The organism is Klebsiella sp. GW_Kp181 (assembly GCF_040062315.1).
GTDB classification, from domain to species: Bacteria; Pseudomonadota; Gammaproteobacteria; order Enterobacterales; family Enterobacteriaceae; genus Klebsiella; species Klebsiella oxytoca.
The window spans coordinates 141,291-159,713 of record NZ_JBEAFR010000001.1 but is presented as its reverse complement, the minus strand read 5'-3'; the positions used below and the strand labels follow the sequence as shown (position 1 = coordinate 159,713).

18 protein-coding genes are annotated in these 18,423 nt (G+C 53.4%); 12 read left to right on the top strand and 6 right to left on the bottom strand.

The features are described from left to right. Positions 1–41: 41 nt before the first annotated feature. Positions 42–1,469: a PLP-dependent aminotransferase family protein gene (locus ABLV11_RS00820; RefSeq protein WP_126488638.1), complete on the bottom strand. Its 1,428-nt coding sequence runs from the start codon at positions 1,467–1,469 to the stop codon at positions 42–44. 87 nt (positions 1,470–1,556) lie between these two features. Here ABLV11_RS00820 and ABLV11_RS00815 point away from each other — a divergent pair, with 87 nt between their 5' ends. After that, positions 1,557–2,171, top strand: a complete 615-nt coding sequence (locus ABLV11_RS00815) for a membrane protein (RefSeq protein ID WP_017146486.1) — start codon at positions 1,557–1,559, stop codon at positions 2,169–2,171. A 92-nt stretch (positions 2,172–2,263) separates the two neighbouring features. After that, a complete protein-coding gene (locus ABLV11_RS00810) occupies positions 2,264–2,617 on the top strand; it encodes a DUF1428 family protein (RefSeq protein ID WP_049129115.1) in 354 nt (117 codons plus the stop codon). A 46-nt stretch (positions 2,618–2,663) separates the two neighbouring features. Here ABLV11_RS00810 and ABLV11_RS00805 read toward each other — a convergent pair whose 3' ends face one another. Continuing rightward, positions 2,664–3,524, bottom strand: coding sequence for a nickel/cobalt efflux protein RcnA (locus ABLV11_RS00805; protein WP_224330727.1), 861 nt, complete (start codon positions 3,522–3,524; stop codon positions 2,664–2,666). 167 nt (positions 3,525–3,691) lie between these two features. Between ABLV11_RS00805 and ABLV11_RS00800 the strand changes: the two genes are divergently transcribed. Continuing rightward, positions 3,692–3,964: a metal/formaldehyde-sensitive transcriptional repressor gene (locus ABLV11_RS00800; RefSeq protein WP_004099606.1), complete on the top strand. Its 273-nt coding sequence runs from the start codon at positions 3,692–3,694 to the stop codon at positions 3,962–3,964. Between the two features lie 2 nt (positions 3,965–3,966). On the opposite strand, the gene ABLV11_RS00795 is transcribed toward ABLV11_RS00800, so the two are convergent. Both ABLV11_RS00795 and ABLV11_RS00790 read right to left on the bottom strand, forming a co-directional pair. Then, on the bottom strand, positions 3,967–5,553 hold the full coding sequence (locus tag ABLV11_RS00795; protein WP_105889817.1) for an EAL domain-containing protein: 1,587 nt from the start codon (positions 5,551–5,553) through the stop codon (positions 3,967–3,969). 249 nt (positions 5,554–5,802) lie between these two features. Next, positions 5,803–6,912, bottom strand: coding sequence for an ABC transporter ATP-binding protein (locus tag ABLV11_RS00790; protein WP_004099610.1), 1,110 nt, complete (start codon positions 6,910–6,912; stop codon positions 5,803–5,805). 353 nt (positions 6,913–7,265) lie between these two features. On the opposite strand from ABLV11_RS00790, the gene ABLV11_RS00785 reads away from it, so the two are divergent. The 6 genes from ABLV11_RS00785 (at position 7,266) to ABLV11_RS00760 (ending at position 14,399) form a co-directional block, all read left to right on the top strand. Then, positions 7,266–8,498 (top strand): maltodextrin ABC transporter substrate-binding protein, encoded by a 1,233-nt coding sequence (locus ABLV11_RS00785; RefSeq protein WP_126488642.1) that lies wholly within the window; start codon positions 7,266–7,268, stop codon positions 8,496–8,498. A 55-nt stretch (positions 8,499–8,553) separates the two neighbouring features. Beyond that, on the top strand, positions 8,554–9,861 hold the full coding sequence (locus tag ABLV11_RS00780; protein ID WP_004099614.1) for a sugar ABC transporter permease: 1,308 nt from the start codon (positions 8,554–8,556) through the stop codon (positions 9,859–9,861). A 10-nt stretch (positions 9,862–9,871) separates the two neighbouring features. Next, positions 9,872–10,723, top strand: a complete 852-nt coding sequence (locus ABLV11_RS00775; RefSeq protein ID WP_004099616.1) for a sugar ABC transporter permease — start codon at positions 9,872–9,874, stop codon at positions 10,721–10,723. Positions 10,724–10,727: 4 nt separating this feature from the next. After that, entirely contained in the window at positions 10,728–11,930 is a 1,203-nt protein-coding gene (locus ABLV11_RS00770) for an arabinogalactan endo-beta-1,4-galactanase (RefSeq protein WP_004099623.1), read from the top strand. Positions 11,931–11,961: 31 nt separating this feature from the next. Continuing rightward, positions 11,962–14,019: a beta-galactosidase gene (locus ABLV11_RS00765; RefSeq protein ID WP_004111036.1), complete on the top strand. Its 2,058-nt coding sequence runs from the start codon at positions 11,962–11,964 to the stop codon at positions 14,017–14,019. 65 nt (positions 14,020–14,084) lie between these two features. Further along, positions 14,085–14,399 (top strand): glucose PTS transporter subunit EIIB, encoded by a 315-nt coding sequence (locus ABLV11_RS00760; RefSeq protein WP_016808697.1) that lies wholly within the window; start codon positions 14,085–14,087, stop codon positions 14,397–14,399. A gap of 122 nt (positions 14,400–14,521) precedes the next feature. Here the strand turns inward: ABLV11_RS00760 and ABLV11_RS00755 are convergent, their stop codons facing one another. Further along, positions 14,522–15,793 (bottom strand): maltoporin, encoded by a 1,272-nt coding sequence (locus ABLV11_RS00755; RefSeq protein ID WP_004099631.1) that lies wholly within the window; start codon positions 15,791–15,793, stop codon positions 14,522–14,524. Positions 15,794–16,062: 269 nt separating this feature from the next. Between ABLV11_RS00755 and ABLV11_RS00750 the strand changes: the two genes are divergently transcribed. The 3 genes from ABLV11_RS00750 (at position 16,063) to ykgO (ending at position 17,651) form a co-directional block, all read left to right on the top strand. Next, positions 16,063–17,136 (top strand): LacI family DNA-binding transcriptional regulator, encoded by a 1,074-nt coding sequence (locus ABLV11_RS00750; RefSeq protein ID WP_126488644.1) that lies wholly within the window; start codon positions 16,063–16,065, stop codon positions 17,134–17,136. 111 nt (positions 17,137–17,247) lie between these two features. Next, the gene (locus ABLV11_RS00745; protein WP_004099638.1) at positions 17,248–17,511 is read left to right on the top strand and encodes a type B 50S ribosomal protein L31; all 264 of its coding nucleotides are present in this window, start codon (positions 17,248–17,250) and stop codon (positions 17,509–17,511) included. Continuing rightward, the gene (gene ykgO, locus ABLV11_RS00740) at positions 17,511–17,651 is read left to right on the top strand and encodes a type B 50S ribosomal protein L36 (RefSeq protein ID WP_003859006.1); all 141 of its coding nucleotides are present in this window, start codon (positions 17,511–17,513) and stop codon (positions 17,649–17,651) included. The genes ABLV11_RS00745 and ykgO overlap by 1 nt, the downstream gene beginning before the upstream one ends. On the opposite strand, the gene ABLV11_RS00735 is transcribed toward ykgO, so the two are convergent. Continuing rightward, positions 17,648–18,346 (bottom strand): GNAT family protein, encoded by a 699-nt coding sequence (locus ABLV11_RS00735; RefSeq protein ID WP_004099639.1) that lies wholly within the window; start codon positions 18,344–18,346, stop codon positions 17,648–17,650. The genes ykgO and ABLV11_RS00735 overlap by 4 nt on opposite strands. Positions 18,347–18,423 lie beyond the last annotated feature (77 nt).

Sequence of the window (18,423 nt, the reverse complement as noted above, 5' to 3'; positions counted from 1 at the left end):
GATGGCTTTTGACGGGCTGGCTCCAGCCCGTCGATATTTTATTAAATAATTTTCCGTGGGCGGAAGCTCTCTTTCTGCTCCGTAAGACTATGCCATAACGGCTGCAATATATTAAAAGCGTGACGTAGTTCATCATCCGCAAGCGTAAACGGTAAGCGTAAATAGCGGTCAAAGGCGCCCGCCAGGCCAAATCGCGTTCCTGTTCCAATATGAATTCCCCGGCTTTCCGCGCGAACGGAAAACAGCGTTGCCAGCATCCCGGGTAACTCAACCCAAAAAGAGAGTCCTCCTTCCGGCGGCGTGAAGCGCCAGTGGGGAAAATACTCCGCCATCAGCGCGCCGCACATATCCCGACGGGTTGCCAGCATGGCGCGCCGCGACGGCAACAGCATTTTCTCATTCTCCAGCAGCCAACAGCAGGCCAGCTGCTCCAGCAGCGGGGAGCCGAGATCGAGGGACTCCCGCGCCTGAACCAGAGATGCAATGGTGCGCGAGGATGCGCGGATCCAACCTATGCGCAAACCGCCCCAGAAGCTTTTTCCCGCAGAGCCGATGGTTATCACCGGAGCATCAGGATTATACGATGCTAAAGGCGGCGGCGGCGGGGCGTCGTACCATAGGTCGACCATCGTTTCATCTACTACCAACGTGGTGCGGGTTTGCGCGGCGATGTCTGCTACCCGCTGGCGCGTGGGGCTATCCATACAACGACCGGTAGGGTTATGAAAGTCCGGCATCAGCCATGCCAGCCGCGGCGCCGTTTGGGCAATTGTCGCCGCTAAACCGTCGCAGTCCCATCCCTGCTGCGGTAACGCCACGCTGACCGGGCGGCATGATGCTCCCTGAATCGCGCTAATCGCCATAGGATAAGTCGGCGCATCCACCACCACCCGATCGCCGGGCCCGGTAAATAAGCGCAAAACCAATGCCAGGCCGCTAAGTGCCCCGTTAACAATCATTACTTCATCGCTTCGGGTTGGCAGGCCGCGTTCGCTATAGCGGTGGGCGATCGCTTCACGCAGAAGCGGCAGACCCTGCTGATCGTAACCGGTATTGGATAAATGCTGCGGCATGATTTTCAGGGCCTGACTGAAAGCCTGATGAATTTCAGGCCCGGCGCTGAGCGCGGCGACGGCCAGATTGACCGACGGCGAGTCAGGTTTATTGGTCTTGATCTCCACCGCCCGCTCCGGCAAAGCGATCCGCGAACCGCTTCCCTGACGGCTGTAGAGATAGCCTTCTTCCCGTAGCTGTCCAAGCGCGCTGGCAACCGTAGTACGGCTGATATTCAGCGCCGCCGCCAGTTCCCGTTCGCCGGGTAAACGGGTTTCCAGCGCAAGGCGGCCATCGAGAATCAGCAGGCGCAGCGCTTCCGCCAGCTGACGCCAGAGCGGCATGCGGGAACCGGATTCCTGCCAGTGACCGAGCAGGCGCACCAGCGATTGTGAACCAAAGCGACGAGATGACATAGCAATCCACTTTTTTAAAACTGGCCATTAATTATCAATCCATTTTTACTGATGATGAGGGGAATCGCAATTGTCCTGAGGTGGAAAATGGTACGTCGCTTGCTGCAACTTTATATTGGCCTGGTCCTGTACGGCGTGTCGACCGCGCTGTTTGTTCATGCCAATCTGGGGGCCGATCCGTGGGATGTTTTTCATCTGGGGATCGGCAAACAGTTCAATCTTGATTTCGGAACGGTGATGATTCTGACGGGCGCGGCGGTGCTGCTGCTGTGGATCCCGCTACGACAAATGCCGGGGCTGGGCACGGTAAGCAATGTGATTGTGCTGGGCCTGGCGGCAAACGCCACTCTGGCTATCCTGCCGCCGTTAGAATCGCTGGTGGCGCGTAGCCTGCTGTTAGCCGGGGCTATCGTACTGAATGCGCTGGCGACGGGAATGTATATTGGCGCAGGTTTCGGCCCCGGTCCGCGCGATGGGCTGATGACCGGACTGCATGCACGTACCGGATGGTCGCTGCGCGGCATTCGCACGGCGATTGAACTTTCCGTTCTGCTGATTGGCTGGATGATGGGCGGCAAATTTGGCGTGGGAACCGTACTCTATGCGATAACCATTGGGCCGTTGATTCAGCTCTGCCTGCCGTGGTTTCATCAGTCGGCTGCACGTAAGGCGCTGGCGAAACCGGGCGAGGCCATCTCCTGATATTAAGCTGCTATCCGCGCTGGAGACTAAACTTATCACTGCAGATACGGCCGGATTGTCCGGCGGTACTGTTCACTTCGGAGAGCATACTCATGAAGTACGTTGATGGTTTTGTTGTTGCCGTACCGGCGGAAAATAAGGAGGCATACCGCGCGATGGCGGCAAAGGCGCTGCCGCTATTTAAAGAGTTTGGCGCCCTACGCGTGGTCGAGTGCTGGGCGGATGATGTCCCGGATGGCAAGCTGACCGATTTTCGTCTGGCGGTAAAAGCTGAAGATAATGAAGAGGTGGTATTCAGCTGGATTGAATACCCCTCTAAAGAGGCGCGCGATGCCGCCAACGCTAAAATGATGGCTGACCCGCGGATGAAAGAGTTTGGCGAAAATATGCCATTTGATGGAAAACGAATGATATACGGCGGGTTTTCCCCGCTCCTCGATGAGTAATTCATCTTTGCCATCCCCATAGTCGGTGGGGATGGCGATAGAAGCCCTACAGATTACGCCAGCCGTGCAGCAGCATATAGCAACCCACCACAATAATCAGCGCACCGGAAATCCACGGTGCTTTCCGTGAGAGATCGTTTAGTCCCGGCCAGCGGTTGGCGACGTGCTTGAGGCTCAGGGCGGCAATTGCGCCTGAAGCCACTAAGGTGAGCGCCAGCCCAACGCTAAAACTCAGCACCAGCGTGGCTCCCAGCGAAACCTTTTTTAACTGGAGGCAAATAAGCAATACGGTAATTGACGCCGGGCAGGGGATTAGCCCGCCCGTCAGCCCAAACAAAACGATCTGTCCGGTGGTGACCCGCTGTCCGTTAAAGCGGCGGTTGATCTCCTCCGCATGCGCGCGCTGATGGGCGTCCTGCCACTCTGCGGTGGCCACCAGCGGATACGCGTGAGGATGGTGTTGATGCGGATGATGGTGTGCATGATGGTGGTCGTGGTCGTGGTCGTGGTCGTGGTTATGGTCGTGGTTATGGTTATGGTTATGGTCACGATCGCGTTGGTGTGTACGAGATTCGAGCCAGGTACGCCGCAGCATCCAGCAGGCAATCAGCACAATAAGGATCCCTGAGATCAGCTGAAACCAGGGTTCTGACGTTTGCGCATCCCAACCGCGGCCAAACCACAGGCCTGCCATCGCCACCAGCCAGACCACGGCCGTATGCGATACCGTCGCCGCTAGCCCCAGTAGTACAGCCTGCTTCAACGTTCCGCGCACTGCCACAATAAATGCCGCCATCATGGTTTTCGAGTGTCCGGGCTCCAGACCGTGCAGCGCGCCGAGCAGGATCGCGCTGGGAATGAATAGCCAGGCATTCCCCTGTTGCAGCAGTGAAGTGAAATCGTTCATAACGTGGTCCCTTGCCAAAAGTGATCTTATGCTACTCCCCCCTAGTATATAAATACTACCCCCTGGTAGAAAAATACTCCCGGGGAGTAGAGCATGGTATGCTGGCCTTGTTACATACGGGGGGTCGTTAATGGAAACGATCGAGTCATCAAAGAGTGGAGCGCGTAATGTCACATACTGTTCGTCACAAGAAGATGTTATTGACCCGACTGAAGAAAATTCAGGGGCAGAGCGCTGCGCTGGAAAAAATGCTCAACCGCGAGCATGAATGCGCAGAGGTTCTCCAGCAGCTGGCCGCCATTCGCGGTGCGGTAAACGGCATGATGATGCAGGTCATCCAGGGGCATTTAACGGATCATGTCGTCAAAGAGCCGGAAGAAGGCCAGCGTGAAGCTGACCTTGAAGTGGTCATGCAGGTGATTAAATCTTATCTGAAATAGGCTCAGTAGGTATTTTCCGCAGGCGGCGTTGAATACGCTTTCAGGTTGTTTTCAGCCCACAGGATAAATTTCTCCTTTGGCAGCGCTTTGCTATAAAGCCAACCCTGGGCGTACTGCACGCCGTGAACGCGCAGCCAGTCGCGCTGGCTTTCGGTTTCGACGCCTTCGGCGACGGTCGCCAGATTAAGCGCTTTCGCCATTTCAATAATATGCGGCGTCAGCGGTTTGTACTCCAGCGTATCGACAAACGATTTATCGATTTTCAGGGTGTCGACGTCCAGTTTTTGTAAATAGCTCAGGCTGGAGTAGCCGGTGCCGAAGTCATCAATTGATATACGGTGTCCGGCCTGACGATAGCCGGCGATGACGGGCAGAGTGGTTTGCGGGTCAACGAAGCCGCGCTCGGTAATTTCAAGGATGATCTGCTGAGCGCTGATACCCCAGTGCTGGAGCTGCTCCTGCAGGAGTATCGGCAGCGTTGGCGAACGCAAATCATCGACAGATAAATTGATCGAAATATGCACTTCCGGGCGCTGGCGCAGCCAGGTTCCGAGATCGGCGAAAATTTTCCGCACGATATCTTCGGTTAACCGGGTTATCAGCCGGGTCTGTTCGGCAAGCGGGATAAAAATATCCGGCGATAAATAACTACCGTCAGGCTGCCTCCAGCGGGCAAGTGCTTCCGCGCCGGCGATTTTGCCAGTCTGTAGCGAAATAATAGGCTGATAATAGACCTGTATAGCATTGGAGTTCAGCGCGTCCAGCATCCCGTAACGCGGAGAGCGCAGCCTTCGCAGCAGGCGAAGAAGCAGGAATGAGGCCAGAAGGCTGGTGCATAAACCAATCGGCAACCACAGCATTAGCTGTTGATGTAATTTTTGCTGGAGCGGTAATGTTGATGACCAGGCCGCGATCGCCAGCCCTAGTTCAGGGATGCGGCGGAGGCGATAAACGGTGCTATCAAGCGTCAATGTTTCGACATCCAGACGCTTGATGTGCTCCCAGGCGGCGGCGTCGAGCGGTTTACTGCTGATGATAATTTGATCGCGCTTCGTGCCAAACAAGAGTGTGTGAATCTCTTCCTGGCCTGACGGAATCACATCAATAAATGAAACCGGATCGATCATCACCACATGATGTTCGCTGCCCATTGCCGTCATTTTATGCTGTAGCCCGAGATCGCTAACCGAGGTGAGCCAGGTACGATAGCCGTCGGCAGTAATATGGTCGGGAGCAGGAAACGTTACTGATACCCGATGATCTTCAAGAGAAGAGCATTGCGGAATACCTCCATGTAACCACAACACTTCCTGCACGTAGCGGTGGGTGTAGGCAATCCGCCGCATATTAAGCAGATGCTGCGGACTGCAGGTCGCGGCGGTATCGGCATCCGCTTCGTTCAGCGCCTCTCTTGCCTGATCGGCTACCTGCTGAACGCGAGCCAGTACCCGAACGGAAAAGTTGTCCAGTCCGGTATAAAACTGCGCTTTGGCCTGCTGCATTGCCAACCAAATACTCAGCGCCACCGGCAAAATAATGGCCAGTATCAGTACCCCTGTAACCAAGCTCACCTGATGCCGGGTCGTCATGAGCATTTCCTAAATTTATTAAGGGGTGCGATGAGTATACGCGAAAGATAAAAAGGACGATTAGGTAAACGGGATAAAAAGGCCCGAACCGCGAGAGAGCAGCGAATTCGGGCTAACAGTGGATGATCCGCGACGCCCGAAGCTGTAAACGGCGCGGAGAAAAACGAGGGCTGGTATGCTGGCAGCCAATAAGCATCGCCAGCACAGGTTCATATTCTAAAGCGCAATCATGACAGCCAGATGTTGCGTTTAGTGGGCATCCGGCGCGGCGATGTCGGCGCTAATCCGCAGGTCGTTTTCGTCGAACACCATGCAGTAGCGATCGTCGAAGGCAACGCTGATTTTCTGCCAGGGGCGAAAGTGAACGTCGCCTGGCAGCAGAATTTTGACGTTATCGTGGCCGTAGCACTGGCCAAATAGATAGGTATTATTACCCAGTCTCTCGACCACTTCACATTGAAACTCAACCACGGTACCGATATTCACATCGGTAGAGAGATGTTCAGGACGAATACCGAGGGTGACGGCAGCGCCGGGCTGCAGCGGTGAGGTGGTGATATTGAGCGTCAGATTATGATCTTGCGCCATCTTCACGCTAAGCTGGCCCGGCTGCCATGCGGTAACCGTCGCGGGAAGGAAGTTCATTTTCGGCGAACCGATAAATCCCGCGACGAATTTATTCACCGGGTTGTAATACAGCGACATCGGCGATCCCATCTGCTCAACTTTGCCGTAGTTCATCACCACGATTTTATCGGCGAGAGTCATCGCTTCAACCTGGTCATGAGTAACATAAACCATGGTCGTTTTGAGCTCGTGATGGAGTTTGGCGATATGCAGGCGCATCTCAACGCGCAGTTCGGCATCGAGGTTAGAAAGGGGTTCATCAAACATAAACACCCGTGGATTACGTACAATAGCGCGGCCGATGGCAACGCGCTGACGTTGACCGCCGGAAAGTTGCTTAGGCTTACGATCCAGCAGATGAGAGAGCTGCAGCGTTTTCGCCACCATTTCAACCTGACGGCGAATTTCATCTTTTGGTACTTTGTTCACTTTCAGGCCATAGCCCATATTTTCCGCCACCGTCATATGCGGATAGAGCGCATAGGACTGGAATACCATAGCGACGCCGCGATGGGCAGGAACGACATCATTCATCACCTCATCGCCAATTAGCACTTCACCTTCGCTGACCTCTTCAAGACCGGCAATCATCCTCAGTAGCGTCGATTTACCGCAGCCGGACGGGCCGACGAACACCGCAAATTCACCATCTTCAATATCAAGATTTACCTGATGCAGCGTCACCGTACTGCCGAACCGTTTGGTGACATTCCTCAGTCGTATATTGGACATCAACACTCCCCGGATTGTTAGCTATTTTTGCCGTTGGGATTTGGGCTGCGATGCGGAATTTGTATAACGTGTAACAATTCAGCCGAACGATGCTCAACGACACTAAAATCATGCAGCGACTATAACTTCCACGGTTTTAGCGCCATACAACGATGTTTCATTTCTGCAATGATGATCACACAACGAGTAGCTTCCAGTAGTTTTATCAGCCTTCAAAGCGTAGCGTATAACAAATCAAACATGACGGATGTTTTGTTTATGAACTGCCGTTAATCAACTTGCTAAGAGATTTGCTGAAGTCACATTACTTAATAAAAACCATTAAATTGTTATACCTTCACATGAGGTTGATAATGAAAAAGAACACTCTTGCTGCACTGATCCTTACCACTCTGGCTGCCGGGCAGCTAACGAGCCTGCAGGCGTACGCGGCCGGGCAGCTCAACGTTTGGGAAGACATCAAAAAATCCGCTGGCATCAAAGCCGCAGTCGGTGATTTTGAAAAGCAGTTCAACGTTAAGGTGAACGTGCAGGAGATGCCGTACGCCCAACAGCTGGAAAAGCTGCGTCTTGATGGTCCGGCGGGCATCGGCCCGGATGTCCTGGTGATCCCTAATGATCAGCTAGGCGGAGCGGTTGTCCAGGGATTGCTATCTCCACTGACTCTGGATCAGGAGAAGCAGGAGGCGTTTACGCCTGAGTCAATCAGCGCTTTCCATATGGATAACGTGCTTTACGGCGTACCTAAAGCGGTGGAAACCCTGGTACTGATTTACAACAAAGATCTGATCGACCAGCCGCTGGATAGCCTGCAGGCGTGGTTCGACTATTCGAAGAAGCAGCGCGAAGAGGGGAAATACGGTCTGCTGGCGAAGTTCGACCAGATTTATTACAGCTGGGGCGCTATCGGTCCAATGGGCGGCTATATCTTTGGCAAAAACGATAAAGGGGGCTTCAACCCGCAGGATGTCGGTCTCAACAAACCCGGCGCAGTGGAAGCAGTCACTTTCCTGAAAAAATTCTATACCGATAAGGTTTTCCCGGCAGGGATCCTCGGTGACAACGGGTTGAACGCCATCGATTCCCTGTTCACCGAGAAGAAAGCGGCGGCGGTGATTAACGGCCCGTGGGCTTTCCAGCCATACGAAGCGGCAGGCATTAATTATGGCGTTGCGCCTCTGCCGACGCTGCCGGACGGCAAACCGATGAGCTCCTTCCTCGGCGTGAAAGGCTACGTGGTTTCGACGTGGAGTAAAGATAAAGCGCTGGCGCAGCAGTTTATTGAGTTTATTAACCAGCCTCAGTATGTGAAAGCACGCTATGTGGCGACCGGCGAAATCCCGCCGCTGAAGGCAATGATTGACGATCCGCTGATTAAGAATGACGAGAAGGCCAGCGCGGTGGCGGTGCAGTCAGCACGGGCGACGGCAATGCCAGGAATACCGGAAATGGGGGAGGTATGGGGCCCGGCGAACGCAGCCCTGGAGCTGAGCCTGACCGGTAAACAGGAGCCGAAGGCAGCGCTGGATAACGCCGAGAAGCAGATCAAGATGCAGATCGAAGCCATGCAGGCCAGCAATCAGTAATCAGGTGAAGTAACAGAACGGGAGGAGGCCCTCCCGTTTTCAGAAGGAGTCGTGTGTGATTATCAATCCCAGCGAAAATATTGCCGAAGCGCGTGGCGCAGGACGCCACGCGTGGTGCGGCCTGCTGCTGGCTATCGTGCCGGGTTTTGGTCAGTTTTATCACCGCCAGTGGTTGAAGGGGATTGTCTTCCTGGTGCTGCTGAGCAGTTTTATGAGCATTTTCTATGACTTTCTCAGCGAAGGCCTGTGGGGGTTATACACCTTAGGCGAAGAAGTCCCGCGGGATAACTCTATCTTCCTGCTGGCGGAAGGAATAATCAGCGTGCTGATTATCGCTTTTGGTTTGTTAGTCTATTTCCTCTCGCTGCGCGATGCCTGGATTAACGGTAAAAAGCGCGATGAGGGTATGGCGCTGAACAGCGTACGCAAGCAATATCAGATGCTGCTCAGCGACGGTTTTCCCTATTTGATGATTACGCCGGGCTTTATTCTGCTGGTGTTTGTGGTCATCTTCCCGATTCTGTTTGGCTTTGCGATCGCCTTTACTAACTACAACCTTTATCACACGCCGCCCGCGAAGCTGGTCGATTGGGTGGGGTTCAAAAACTTCATCAACATCTTTACATTATCCATCTGGCGCTCGACCTTTTTTGATGTCCTGCAGTGGACGGTGGTGTGGACGCTGCTGGCGACAACCCTGCAATGCACCGTTGGTGTGCTGCTGGCGATTCTGGTTAACCAGAAGGATTTGCGTTTCAAGCCAATGATCCGCACGATTTTTATTCTGCCGTGGGCGGTGCCGGGGTTTGTGACGATTCTGGTTTTTGCCGGGATGTTCAATGATTCATTCGGGGTCATTAACAACGCCATTTTGTCCTTCTTCGGCATCAGTCCGAAGGCCTGGTTGACGGACCCGTTCTGGACTAAGACGGCGCTGATCATGATGCAAACCTGGCTGGGCTTCCCGTTTGTTTTCGCCATGACCACCGGCGTACTGCAGGCGATTCCGGACGATCTCTATGAAGCGGCCACGATGGATGGCGCCAGCGCGTTTACCCGGCTGCGGACCATTACTCTGCCGCTGGTGCTGTACTCGATTGCGCCAATTATTATTACTCAGTACACCTTCAATTTTAATAACTTCAATATCATCTATCTGTTCAACAACGGCGGGCCTGCGGTGGCGGGGTCGAATGCCGGCGGTACGGATATTCTGGTGTCGTGGATCTACAAACTCACCATGTCGTCTTCGCAATACGCTATCGCGGCCACTATTACGATCCTGCTATCGATTTTCGTCGTCGGCCTGGCGTTGTGGCAGTTCCGCGCCACAAAATCCTTTAAAAATGACGATATGGCGTAAGGGAAGCAACATGGCTAAATCACCGAGTATTAAACGCGAAAAGTGGATTCGCCTGTCACTCACCTGGCTGGTGGTCATCTTTGTCTCGACGATCATTATTTACCCGCTGGTCTGGACGGTAGGGGCGTCGCTGAACGCCGGGAACAGTCTGCTGAGTACGTCGATTATTCCTGAAAACCTGTCGTTCCAGCATTACGCGGATTTGTTCAACGGCAATGTGAATTATCTCACCTGGTACTGGAACTCGATGAAAATCAGCTTCATGACCATGCTTCTGACCCTAATCAGCGTGAGCTTCACCGCCTATGCGTTCTCCCGCTTTCGTTTCAAAGGGCGGCAGAACGGACTGATGCTGTTCCTGCTGTTGCAGATGATTCCGCAGTTCTCGGCGCTGATTGCGATCTTTGTCCTTTCTCAGCTGCTGGGGCTAATCAACAGTCATCTGGCGCTGGTACTGATCTACGTGGGCGGCATGATCCCGATGAATACCTGGCTCATGAAGGGGTATCTGGACGCGATCCCCAAAGATCTGGATGAATCCGCGCGGATGGATGGCGCCAGCAGCTTCCGTATCTTTTTCGAGATCATCATGCCGTTGTCGAAGCCTATTCTGGCGGTGGTGGCGCTGTTTTCATTTACCGGTCCGCTGGGGGATTTCATTCTCTCCAGCACCATATTGCGTACCCCGGATAAGTACACGCTGCCGATTGGCCTGTATAACCTGGTCGCACAGAAGATGGGCGCCAGCTACACCACCTACGCGGCGGGAGCGGTATTGATTGCCGTCCCGGTGGCGATTCTCTATCTGGCGCTACAAAAGTACTTTGTTTCCGGCCTCACCTCAGGCAGTACAAAAGGATAACCCCATGAAAAGATTAACACCCGCGTGGCTTGCTGTTTCTCTGGCATGCTGTTTTTCCGCCGGTACGCTGGCGGCAGATGCGCTGCAAACGCAGGCGTTTAGCAATATGCCCGCTGATTTTATTAAAGGCGCGGATATCTCTACGCTGCTGGATGCGGAAAAACACGGCGCGAAGTTCTTTAATCACAACAATCAGCAGCAGGATCCGATCGCGATCCTCAAGGCCGATGGCGTGAACTACGTTCGTCTGCGCCTGTGGGTGGATCCCAAAGATGCTAAAGGCCAGCGCTACGGCGGCGGCGATAACGATCTGGCGACGACGCTGGCGCTGGCGAAGCGGGCAAAAGCGCAGGGGATGAAGCTGCTGCTTGATTTCCACTACAGCGATTTCTGGACCGATCCGGGTAAGCAGTTCAAGCCGAAAGCCTGGGAGAAGCTGGACTATCCGCAGCTGAAAACCACGATCCACGATTATACCCGCGACACGATTGCCCGCTTTAAGCAGGAGGGCGTGCTGCCGGATATGGTGCAGATCGGCAACGAAATCAACGGCGGTATGCTGTGGCCGGAAGGTAAAAGCTGGGGGCAGGGCGGCGGCGAGTTCGATCGTCTTGCTGGGCTGCTGAATGCCGCCATCGATGGACTGAAGGAAAATCTCACCGGCGGTGAGCAGGTTAAAATTATGCTTCATCTGGCCGAAGGCACGAAAAACGACACCTTCCGCTGGTGGTTTGATGAAATCAGCAAGCGTAACGTCCCTTACGACATCATTGGTTTGTCGATGTATACCTACTGGAATGGCCCGATTAGCGCGCTGAAAGCCAATATGGACGATATCAGCCAACGCTATAACAAAGACGTGATAGTGGTGGAGGCCGCTTACGCTTATACCCTGGATAACTGCGACAATGCCGAAAATAGCTTCCAGGCGAAAGAAGAAAAAGATGGTGGTTACCCCGCCACCGTCCAGGGACAATATAATTATATTCACGACTTAATGCAGGCCGTTGCCGATGTTCCGCAGCATCGCGGTAAAGGTATTTTTTATTGGGAGCCGACGTGGATTGCCGTTCCGGGAAATACCTGGGCGACGCCTGCCGGAATGAAATATATCCACGATGAGTGGAAAGAGGGAAATGCCCGGGAAAATCAGGCGCTGTTTGATTGCCAGGGAAAAGCATTGCCGTCGATGAAGGTATTTAATTAATTATTCAGTTTTACACTTCAGGATGTTTATTATGAAAAAATTTGCGCCTTTGAGTCCGAAGGTTAATACGCTATTGCATGGCGCCGACTATAACCCGGAGCAATGGGAGAATTATCCGGATATTATCGACAAAGATATTGCCATGATGCAGCAGGCAAAATGCAATGTGATGTCGGTAGGGATATTCAGCTGGGCGAAGCTTGAACCTCAGGAGGGCGTATTTGAGTTTGGCTGGTTGGACAGTATTCTGGAAAAACTGTATACCGCCGGAATTCATGTCTTTCTTGCTACGCCAAGCGGTGCGCGCCCGGCGTGGATGTCGCAGAAATATCCTCAGGTGCTGCGCGTTGGTCGCGATCGGGTGCCAGCCCTGCACGGCGGACGGCATAACCACTGTATGTCGTCGCCGGTCTATCGTGAGAAAACCCTGAAGATTAATACCCTGCTGGCGGAACGTTACGCGCAGCATCCGGCGGTGCTGGGCTGGCATATCTCCAACGAATACGGCGGGGAGTGTCACTGTAGCCTGTGTCAGGAGCGTTTCCGCGACTGGCTGAAAGCGCGCTATGAAACGCTGGATAATCTCAATCACGCCTGGTGGAGTACCTTCTGGAGCCACACCTATAGCGACTGGTCGCAGATCGAATCTCCGGCGCCGCAGGGAGAAGTCTCAATTCATGGTCTCAACCTTGACTGGCATCGCTTTAATACCGCCCAGGTGACCGACTTCTGCCGCCATGAGATTGCTCCGCTGAAAGCGGCGAATGCCGAACTGCCGGTGACCACCAACTTCATGGAGTATTTCTACGATTACGACTACTGGCAGCTGGCGCAGACGCTGGACTTTATCTCGTGGGACAGCTACCCCATGTGGCATCGCGATAGAGATGAAACCACACTGGCCTGCTACACCGCGATGTATCACGACATGATGCGCAGCCTGAAGGGCGGTAAGCCGTTTGTATTAATGGAATCCACTCCCAGTGCGACCAACTGGCAGCCAACCAGTAAGCTTAAGAAGCCGGGAATGCATATTCTCTCCTCTTTGCAGGCGGTGGCGCACGGCGCGGATTCGGTGCAGTATTTTCAGTGGCGTAAAAGCCGCGGTTCGGTGGAGAAGTTCCATGGCGCGATTATCGATCATGTCGGTCATCTGGATACGCGCGTGGGCCGTGAAGTGACGAAGCTCGGCGAGATGTTAAGCCAGTTGCCTGGCGTCGTGGGCTGCCGGACGGATGCGAAAGTGGCGATTATCTTCGATCAGCAAAATCGCTGGGCGCTGGATGATGCTCAGGGGCCGCGTAATCTCGGCATGGAGTATGAAAATACCGTCAACGAACATTACCGTCCGTTCTGGGAGCAGGGGATTGCGGTTGATGTTATCGATGCTGACGTTGACCTGAGTCCTTATCAACTGGTCATTGCGCCAATGCTGTATATGGTTCGTGAGGGATTTGCCGAACGCGCCGAAGCGTTTGTGGCTAACGGCGGTCATTTAGTTACAACATACTGGACAGGGATAGTGAACGAGTCCGACCTCTGCCATCTCGGCGGTTTCCCGGGCCCGCTGCGTAAACTGCTGGGCATTTGGGCGGAAGAAATTGACTGCCTGAACGACGGCGAACGCAATCTGGTACAGGGGCTGGCGGGTAATGAAGCTGGCTTGCAGGGGCCGTACCAGGTACGCCATTTGTGTGAACTGATTCATGCTGAAAGCGCGCAGCCGCTGGCTACCTATCGCGATGATTTTTATGCAGGAAGACCGGCGGTCACCGTCAATCACTTTGGTAATGGCAAGGCATGGCACGTTGCGTCGCGCAACGATCTGGCCTTCCAGCGGGACTTCTTCTGCAGCCTGATGAAAGAACTCTCTCTGCCGCGCGCGGTTGAGGCTGATTTCCCGCCGGGCGTAGTAGCGACCGCACGCACGGATGGTGAAACCGCCTACGTTTTCCTGCAAAACTACAGCGCGCAGCAGCATAGCGTGGTTTTGCCGCAAGGCTATCTGGACTGCCTCACCGGTACGGCGCTGAATACGCCGCTGGTCTTAAATGCATGGGATTGCCGTATCCTCAGTCGTCGCGCGTAATTTTTCTCTCCCCGCGCCTGCTCCTGCGAGCAGGCGTTTTTTTATCTGCTAATCAGGAGTCTGGTATGGTGAGTTTAAAATCCTTTCTGAATTACTTCTCGCAGCCTCGTGCGGCGGTACCTTTAAGTCATGCGGAGCAACAACAGATTGATTATTTAATTCAGGCGTTTGGTGGTGAAGGGAATATTATTAACGTTGACGCCTGCATTACCCGCTTACGCGTCACGGTCAATAATCTATCGTTAGTTGATTCTCAGGCCTTACAGCAGCAGGGAGCGCTTGGGGTTATTATCCTGGGGCAGCAGGTGCATGCTATTTTCGGTAAGCAGTCGGATGCTTTACGGCAATTACTTGATGAGCACTTTGCCAGCCGGAAATAAAATAAAACGGGATAACGCAATAATGAGTTATCCCGAAAATATAACAGGCATTCAATGGCAATAATCATTACCGGAGGGTAATTAACAATTTTACAGTTGGCGATAAAACAGTTAAACGGCTATTACCACCAGGCTTCGACCTGTACACCAAAGTTCCACGTATTATTGGCGGTCCGATCTTCGAACGGCTTACCATTTTCGGAATCATTCAGGTATGAAGCGAAAATTCGTAGTTCCGGGCGCGACATAAAGTCAGGTCCATCGGCCAGGCCCAGCGCAATGGTGTATTTCTCACCGGCTTGTTTGTAATCGGTATTATTTTTGTAGCTATCTTTTTGGTAGAAGCCGCCCACTTCGCCAATCAGGCGTACATATTCGGTGAACTGATACTGCCCGCGCGCCACCAGCGACAGCATGCGTGTTTTATCCGTGTAATCGGTGATGTTATCCGCGGAGCCCCAGGTCAGGACGTGGTTAATAGAGAACTTTTCAGTAATCGGAATTAAACCGGTATTGATAACGCGGTAGCCGGTGGCGTCATTGACGTAGTTCCACATGTCATACCAGCCGCCCCCCTGGGACACCATGTTCTGCGCCAGTCCTTTGTTTGCGTATTGCAGAACCGTTTTGTTGTAACCGCCCAGCATATCCTGGCTGATTTCACCGGTTAGCATGACGCCGTTTTCAGCATCATAGAGTCCGCCGTAGGTATCCTGCTTTTTAGTGGTATTCGGCATCGCGTAGTCGATACCAAATTCGGTCCAGGATCCGGCCCACGGCTTCCAGCCCGCATAGCGCAAATCAAGATAGTTAATATTGACGTTGCTGTCGCCATCGACGCGGTAGTCGACGTCATTGGCATCCCCGCGGATCCAGGCAAATGAAACGGCGCCCGGACCGAGCGTATAGTTTTCGATCCCGGCGCCGGATCCGGAAATATTCCAGTATTTCGTATCGATAATGTGCAGATCGTGGCGCTGATAGTAGCGTTTGCCGCCCCAGATGACTGCATTTGGATCGCCGGGGATCAGACCTTTAATTTGCAGGTTTAGCTGCCGCAGGCCGAACTGCGCATCGTCATCAAGCGTGGTTTCATTATCGTTTGAGCCGTCAGATACCATGCTGACCATACTATCGAGATAGAAGCTAACGTCATTCTTCTTGTAGACCTCCGATCCCAGCTCCAGCTCGCCGTAGGTATCAGATTCGTTACCCAGACGGCCAATTTTATTTTTTTGCCATTCGGCCTGGCTACCGTCGCCGGAGACCCCAACCCCGGCGCGCATATAGCCATGAAAGTCGATACCCGGGAGGGTTGCGGAAGCAGCAAACACGGATGGTGAAATCAGCGCAGCGGCCAACGCAACGGAAAGTGTGCGCAGCGTAGTGTTCATGTCTATCCTCTTATTTTTTTGTATTACGTTCACATAACCGATGTCATAAAATGCCTAAACCTGAAATCAGGCAATTGAATGATCGCCATAGTGTGATTAACTGCAAATAAAAAGGCGGGTTTTGTTACGTAAAGTGAGTCCATTCACAATTTGTAGTATTGTGAGCGTAATACTTTTTATGGCTATGGTTGGAGGAGGAATACGGCAATGAGCGTTTTTTCACATTGCCCCTGTTACAATTCAGGGATAACAACACAAGGAACCGGACCATGAAGTCTAAAAGCGCGACCTTAGAAGACGTTGCACGCCATGCGGGCGTCTCCTATCAGACCGTGTCCAGGGTACTGAACAAATCTGCTAATGTATCCAAAGCCACGCGCAGCAAGGTGGAGAAATCCATTGAGGAGCTGCGCTATGTCCCGAACCGCCTGGCGCAACAGCTGGTAGGTAAGCAAAGTCGTACCGTGGGCCTGGTCACAATTTCCCTTGCATTGCATGCCCCATCCCAGGTGGCTGCGGCGGTAAAACGCTATGCGAACGTGGAAGGTTATCAGGTGCTCATCTCCATGATTGATGAGAGCGTCAACCAAAGTATCCAGGACTCTATTAATGAACTGAAGTCTCAACTGGTGGATAAGGTCATCATCAACGTGCCGCTGGAGGCTGAACAGGCCCAAAAAATAGCCGCTGATAACGATGACATCGTCTGTCTTTTTTTAGATGTCGACCCCTACAGCTCGGTGTTTAACGTTTCGTTTAATCCGGCGGACGGTACACGGGCCAGCGTCAAGTATCTCTATGAGATGGGCCATCGGGAAATCGCGTTGCTGGCCGGCCCTGAAAGTTCGGTATCGGCCAAACTGCGTCTGAAAAGCTGGATAGAAACCCTGGAGGGTTACGGGCTGGAGCCGGTAACGGTGATTCGCGGCAACTGGGACGCGCAAAGCGGCTACGCTGGCGCGCTGCAAATGCTGCGGGAGACGCCAAACTTTACCGCCGTTTTGGTAGGTAACGATCAGATGGCATTGGGCGTACTGAGCGCATTTCACCAGCACCAGGTACCGATTCCGGGAGAAAAGTCGGTTATTGGTTATGATGACACTTATGAGAGTTCGTTCTTCTACCCGGCGCTAACCACGGTTTCGCTGGATCTTGATCTGCAAGGGAAGGAGGCCGTTCGGCGCATTCTTGACAGCGGCGATAACGAAACATCACATACGTCTTCTATCCTTCCGGCTCGTCTGGTTGTACGCCATTCTACCGGGCCAAAAACGGAGCCTGGCAAAAATCTGCAGTCTATTGCTGAGCAGCTCCGGGCTCTGGCGCATCAGCTAAGTCCTTAATCTGCAAAGGGCGCTCTCGCCGCCCTTTCATCCTTCTCATTCTCAGGGTTGATCTTTGTCTTTACACGGTGTACGATATTGTTATGTTATAACATAATGATTGAGGTCGCTATGAAACCCAATATTCATCCGCATTATCGTACGGTGGTTTTTCACGATACCAGCGCCAACGAATACTTTAAGGTCGGTTCTACTATCAGAACCGAGCGTGAGATCGAACTGGAGGGCGAGACGTACCCCTACGTGACGCTTGATGTATCGTCCAAATCGCATCCGTATTACACCGGTAAGCAGAAGGCCTTCAACAACGAAGGTAGTACCGCGCGTTTCCGTCAGCGCTTTGGCGGCTTTATTGATGCGAAGAGGGACAAATAATGCAGGTGCTAAACTCATTGCGTAGCGCGAAACAACGCCACCCGGATTGCCAGATCGTGAAGCGCAAGGGGCGGCTATACGTGATTTGCAAAAGCAATCCCCGCTTTAAAGCCGTGCAGGGACGCAAGAAAAGACGTTAACGAAAGCTCCCCAGCGTACGTAACTGCTGGCCGTCGGCGCTGAAGTTGTCGGCGGCCAGCCATTGCTGCATTGCCCTGTCTATCTGTGGCCACTCGGAATCAATAATGGAAAACCAGTCGGTATCGCGGTTGTGGCCCTTTATCACCAGCGCCTGACGAAATTGCCCCTCATACTGAAATCCCAACCGCAGCGCCGCCCGGCGTGACGGTTCGTTGAGACTGTTACATTTCCACTCGTAGCGCCGATAGCCGAGCGTATCAAAGACGTAATCCATCAGCAGCCAGTGGGCCTCGGTGGCCATTGCGGTCCGGCTCAGTAAAGGCGAGAAGTGAACGTGGCCGACTTCAACAACGCCGTTGTTAGCGTCAATTCTCATCAGCGCCAGTGAGCCCACGGGCTGGTCTGTTTGCTTATCGATCACCGCAAAGTGAATGGGGTCGTTCTGCCCGGAAACGCTCTCAATCCATGCGCGGTACTCCTCTACGCTGCTGTCCGGTTCGCGCAGCAGCCATGTCCAGCTTCGGGTATCCGGGGCTAAGCGGTGGGCGTCAAACAGCGCGCCGGCATGCGTGGAGCGCAAAGGCTCTAGCCGACAAAAGCGGCCCTGCAGGTTCACCCTTTCAGGATGTGGACAGGGCTGCCAGTCGGGCAGGGCGGTGCCAACGGGCTGATCGTATTGATTAAGATGGCTCATCAGGATTTCCTTCTATGGACGAATGCTGTGAGATTAAGCGCTTATTGGTTCCATAAAAAAGGGCCATCAGAGTATAT

What these genes read in the sequence shown, in the direction of transcription:
- ABLV11_RS00820 (WP_126488638.1), bottom strand. Translation starts at nt 1,469, where the DNA reads ATGTCATCTCGTCGCTTTGGTTCACAATCGCTGGTGCGCCTGCTCGGT.
- ABLV11_RS00815 (WP_017146486.1), top strand. Translation starts at nt 1,557, where the DNA reads ATGGTACGTCGCTTGCTGCAACTTTATATTGGCCTGGTCCTGTACGGC.
- ABLV11_RS00810 (WP_049129115.1), top strand. Translation starts at nt 2,264, where the DNA reads ATGAAGTACGTTGATGGTTTTGTTGTTGCCGTACCGGCGGAAAATAAG.
- ABLV11_RS00805 (WP_224330727.1), bottom strand. Translation starts at nt 3,524, where the DNA reads ATGAACGATTTCACTTCACTGCTGCAACAGGGGAATGCCTGGCTATTC.
- ABLV11_RS00800 (WP_004099606.1), top strand. Translation starts at nt 3,692, where the DNA reads ATGTCACATACTGTTCGTCACAAGAAGATGTTATTGACCCGACTGAAG.
- ABLV11_RS00795 (WP_105889817.1), bottom strand. Translation starts at nt 5,553, where the DNA reads ATGACGACCCGGCATCAGGTGAGCTTGGTTACAGGGGTACTGATACTG.
- ABLV11_RS00790 (WP_004099610.1), bottom strand. Translation starts at nt 6,912, where the DNA reads ATGTCCAATATACGACTGAGGAATGTCACCAAACGGTTCGGCAGTACG.
- ABLV11_RS00785 (WP_126488642.1), top strand. Translation starts at nt 7,266, where the DNA reads ATGAAAAAGAACACTCTTGCTGCACTGATCCTTACCACTCTGGCTGCC.
- ABLV11_RS00775 (WP_004099616.1), top strand. Translation starts at nt 9,872, where the DNA reads ATGGCTAAATCACCGAGTATTAAACGCGAAAAGTGGATTCGCCTGTCA.
- ABLV11_RS00770 (WP_004099623.1), top strand. Translation starts at nt 10,728, where the DNA reads ATGAAAAGATTAACACCCGCGTGGCTTGCTGTTTCTCTGGCATGCTGT.
- ABLV11_RS00765 (WP_004111036.1), top strand. Translation starts at nt 11,962, where the DNA reads ATGAAAAAATTTGCGCCTTTGAGTCCGAAGGTTAATACGCTATTGCAT.
- ABLV11_RS00760 (WP_016808697.1), top strand. Translation starts at nt 14,085, where the DNA reads ATGGTGAGTTTAAAATCCTTTCTGAATTACTTCTCGCAGCCTCGTGCG.
- ABLV11_RS00755 (WP_004099631.1), bottom strand. Translation starts at nt 15,793, where the DNA reads ATGAACACTACGCTGCGCACACTTTCCGTTGCGTTGGCCGCTGCGCTG.
- ABLV11_RS00750 (WP_126488644.1), top strand. Translation starts at nt 16,063, where the DNA reads ATGAAGTCTAAAAGCGCGACCTTAGAAGACGTTGCACGCCATGCGGGC.
- ABLV11_RS00745 (WP_004099638.1), top strand. Translation starts at nt 17,248, where the DNA reads ATGAAACCCAATATTCATCCGCATTATCGTACGGTGGTTTTTCACGAT.
- ykgO (WP_003859006.1), top strand. Translation starts at nt 17,511, where the DNA reads ATGCAGGTGCTAAACTCATTGCGTAGCGCGAAACAACGCCACCCGGAT.
- ABLV11_RS00735 (WP_004099639.1), bottom strand. Translation starts at nt 18,346, where the DNA reads ATGAGCCATCTTAATCAATACGATCAGCCCGTTGGCACCGCCCTGCCC.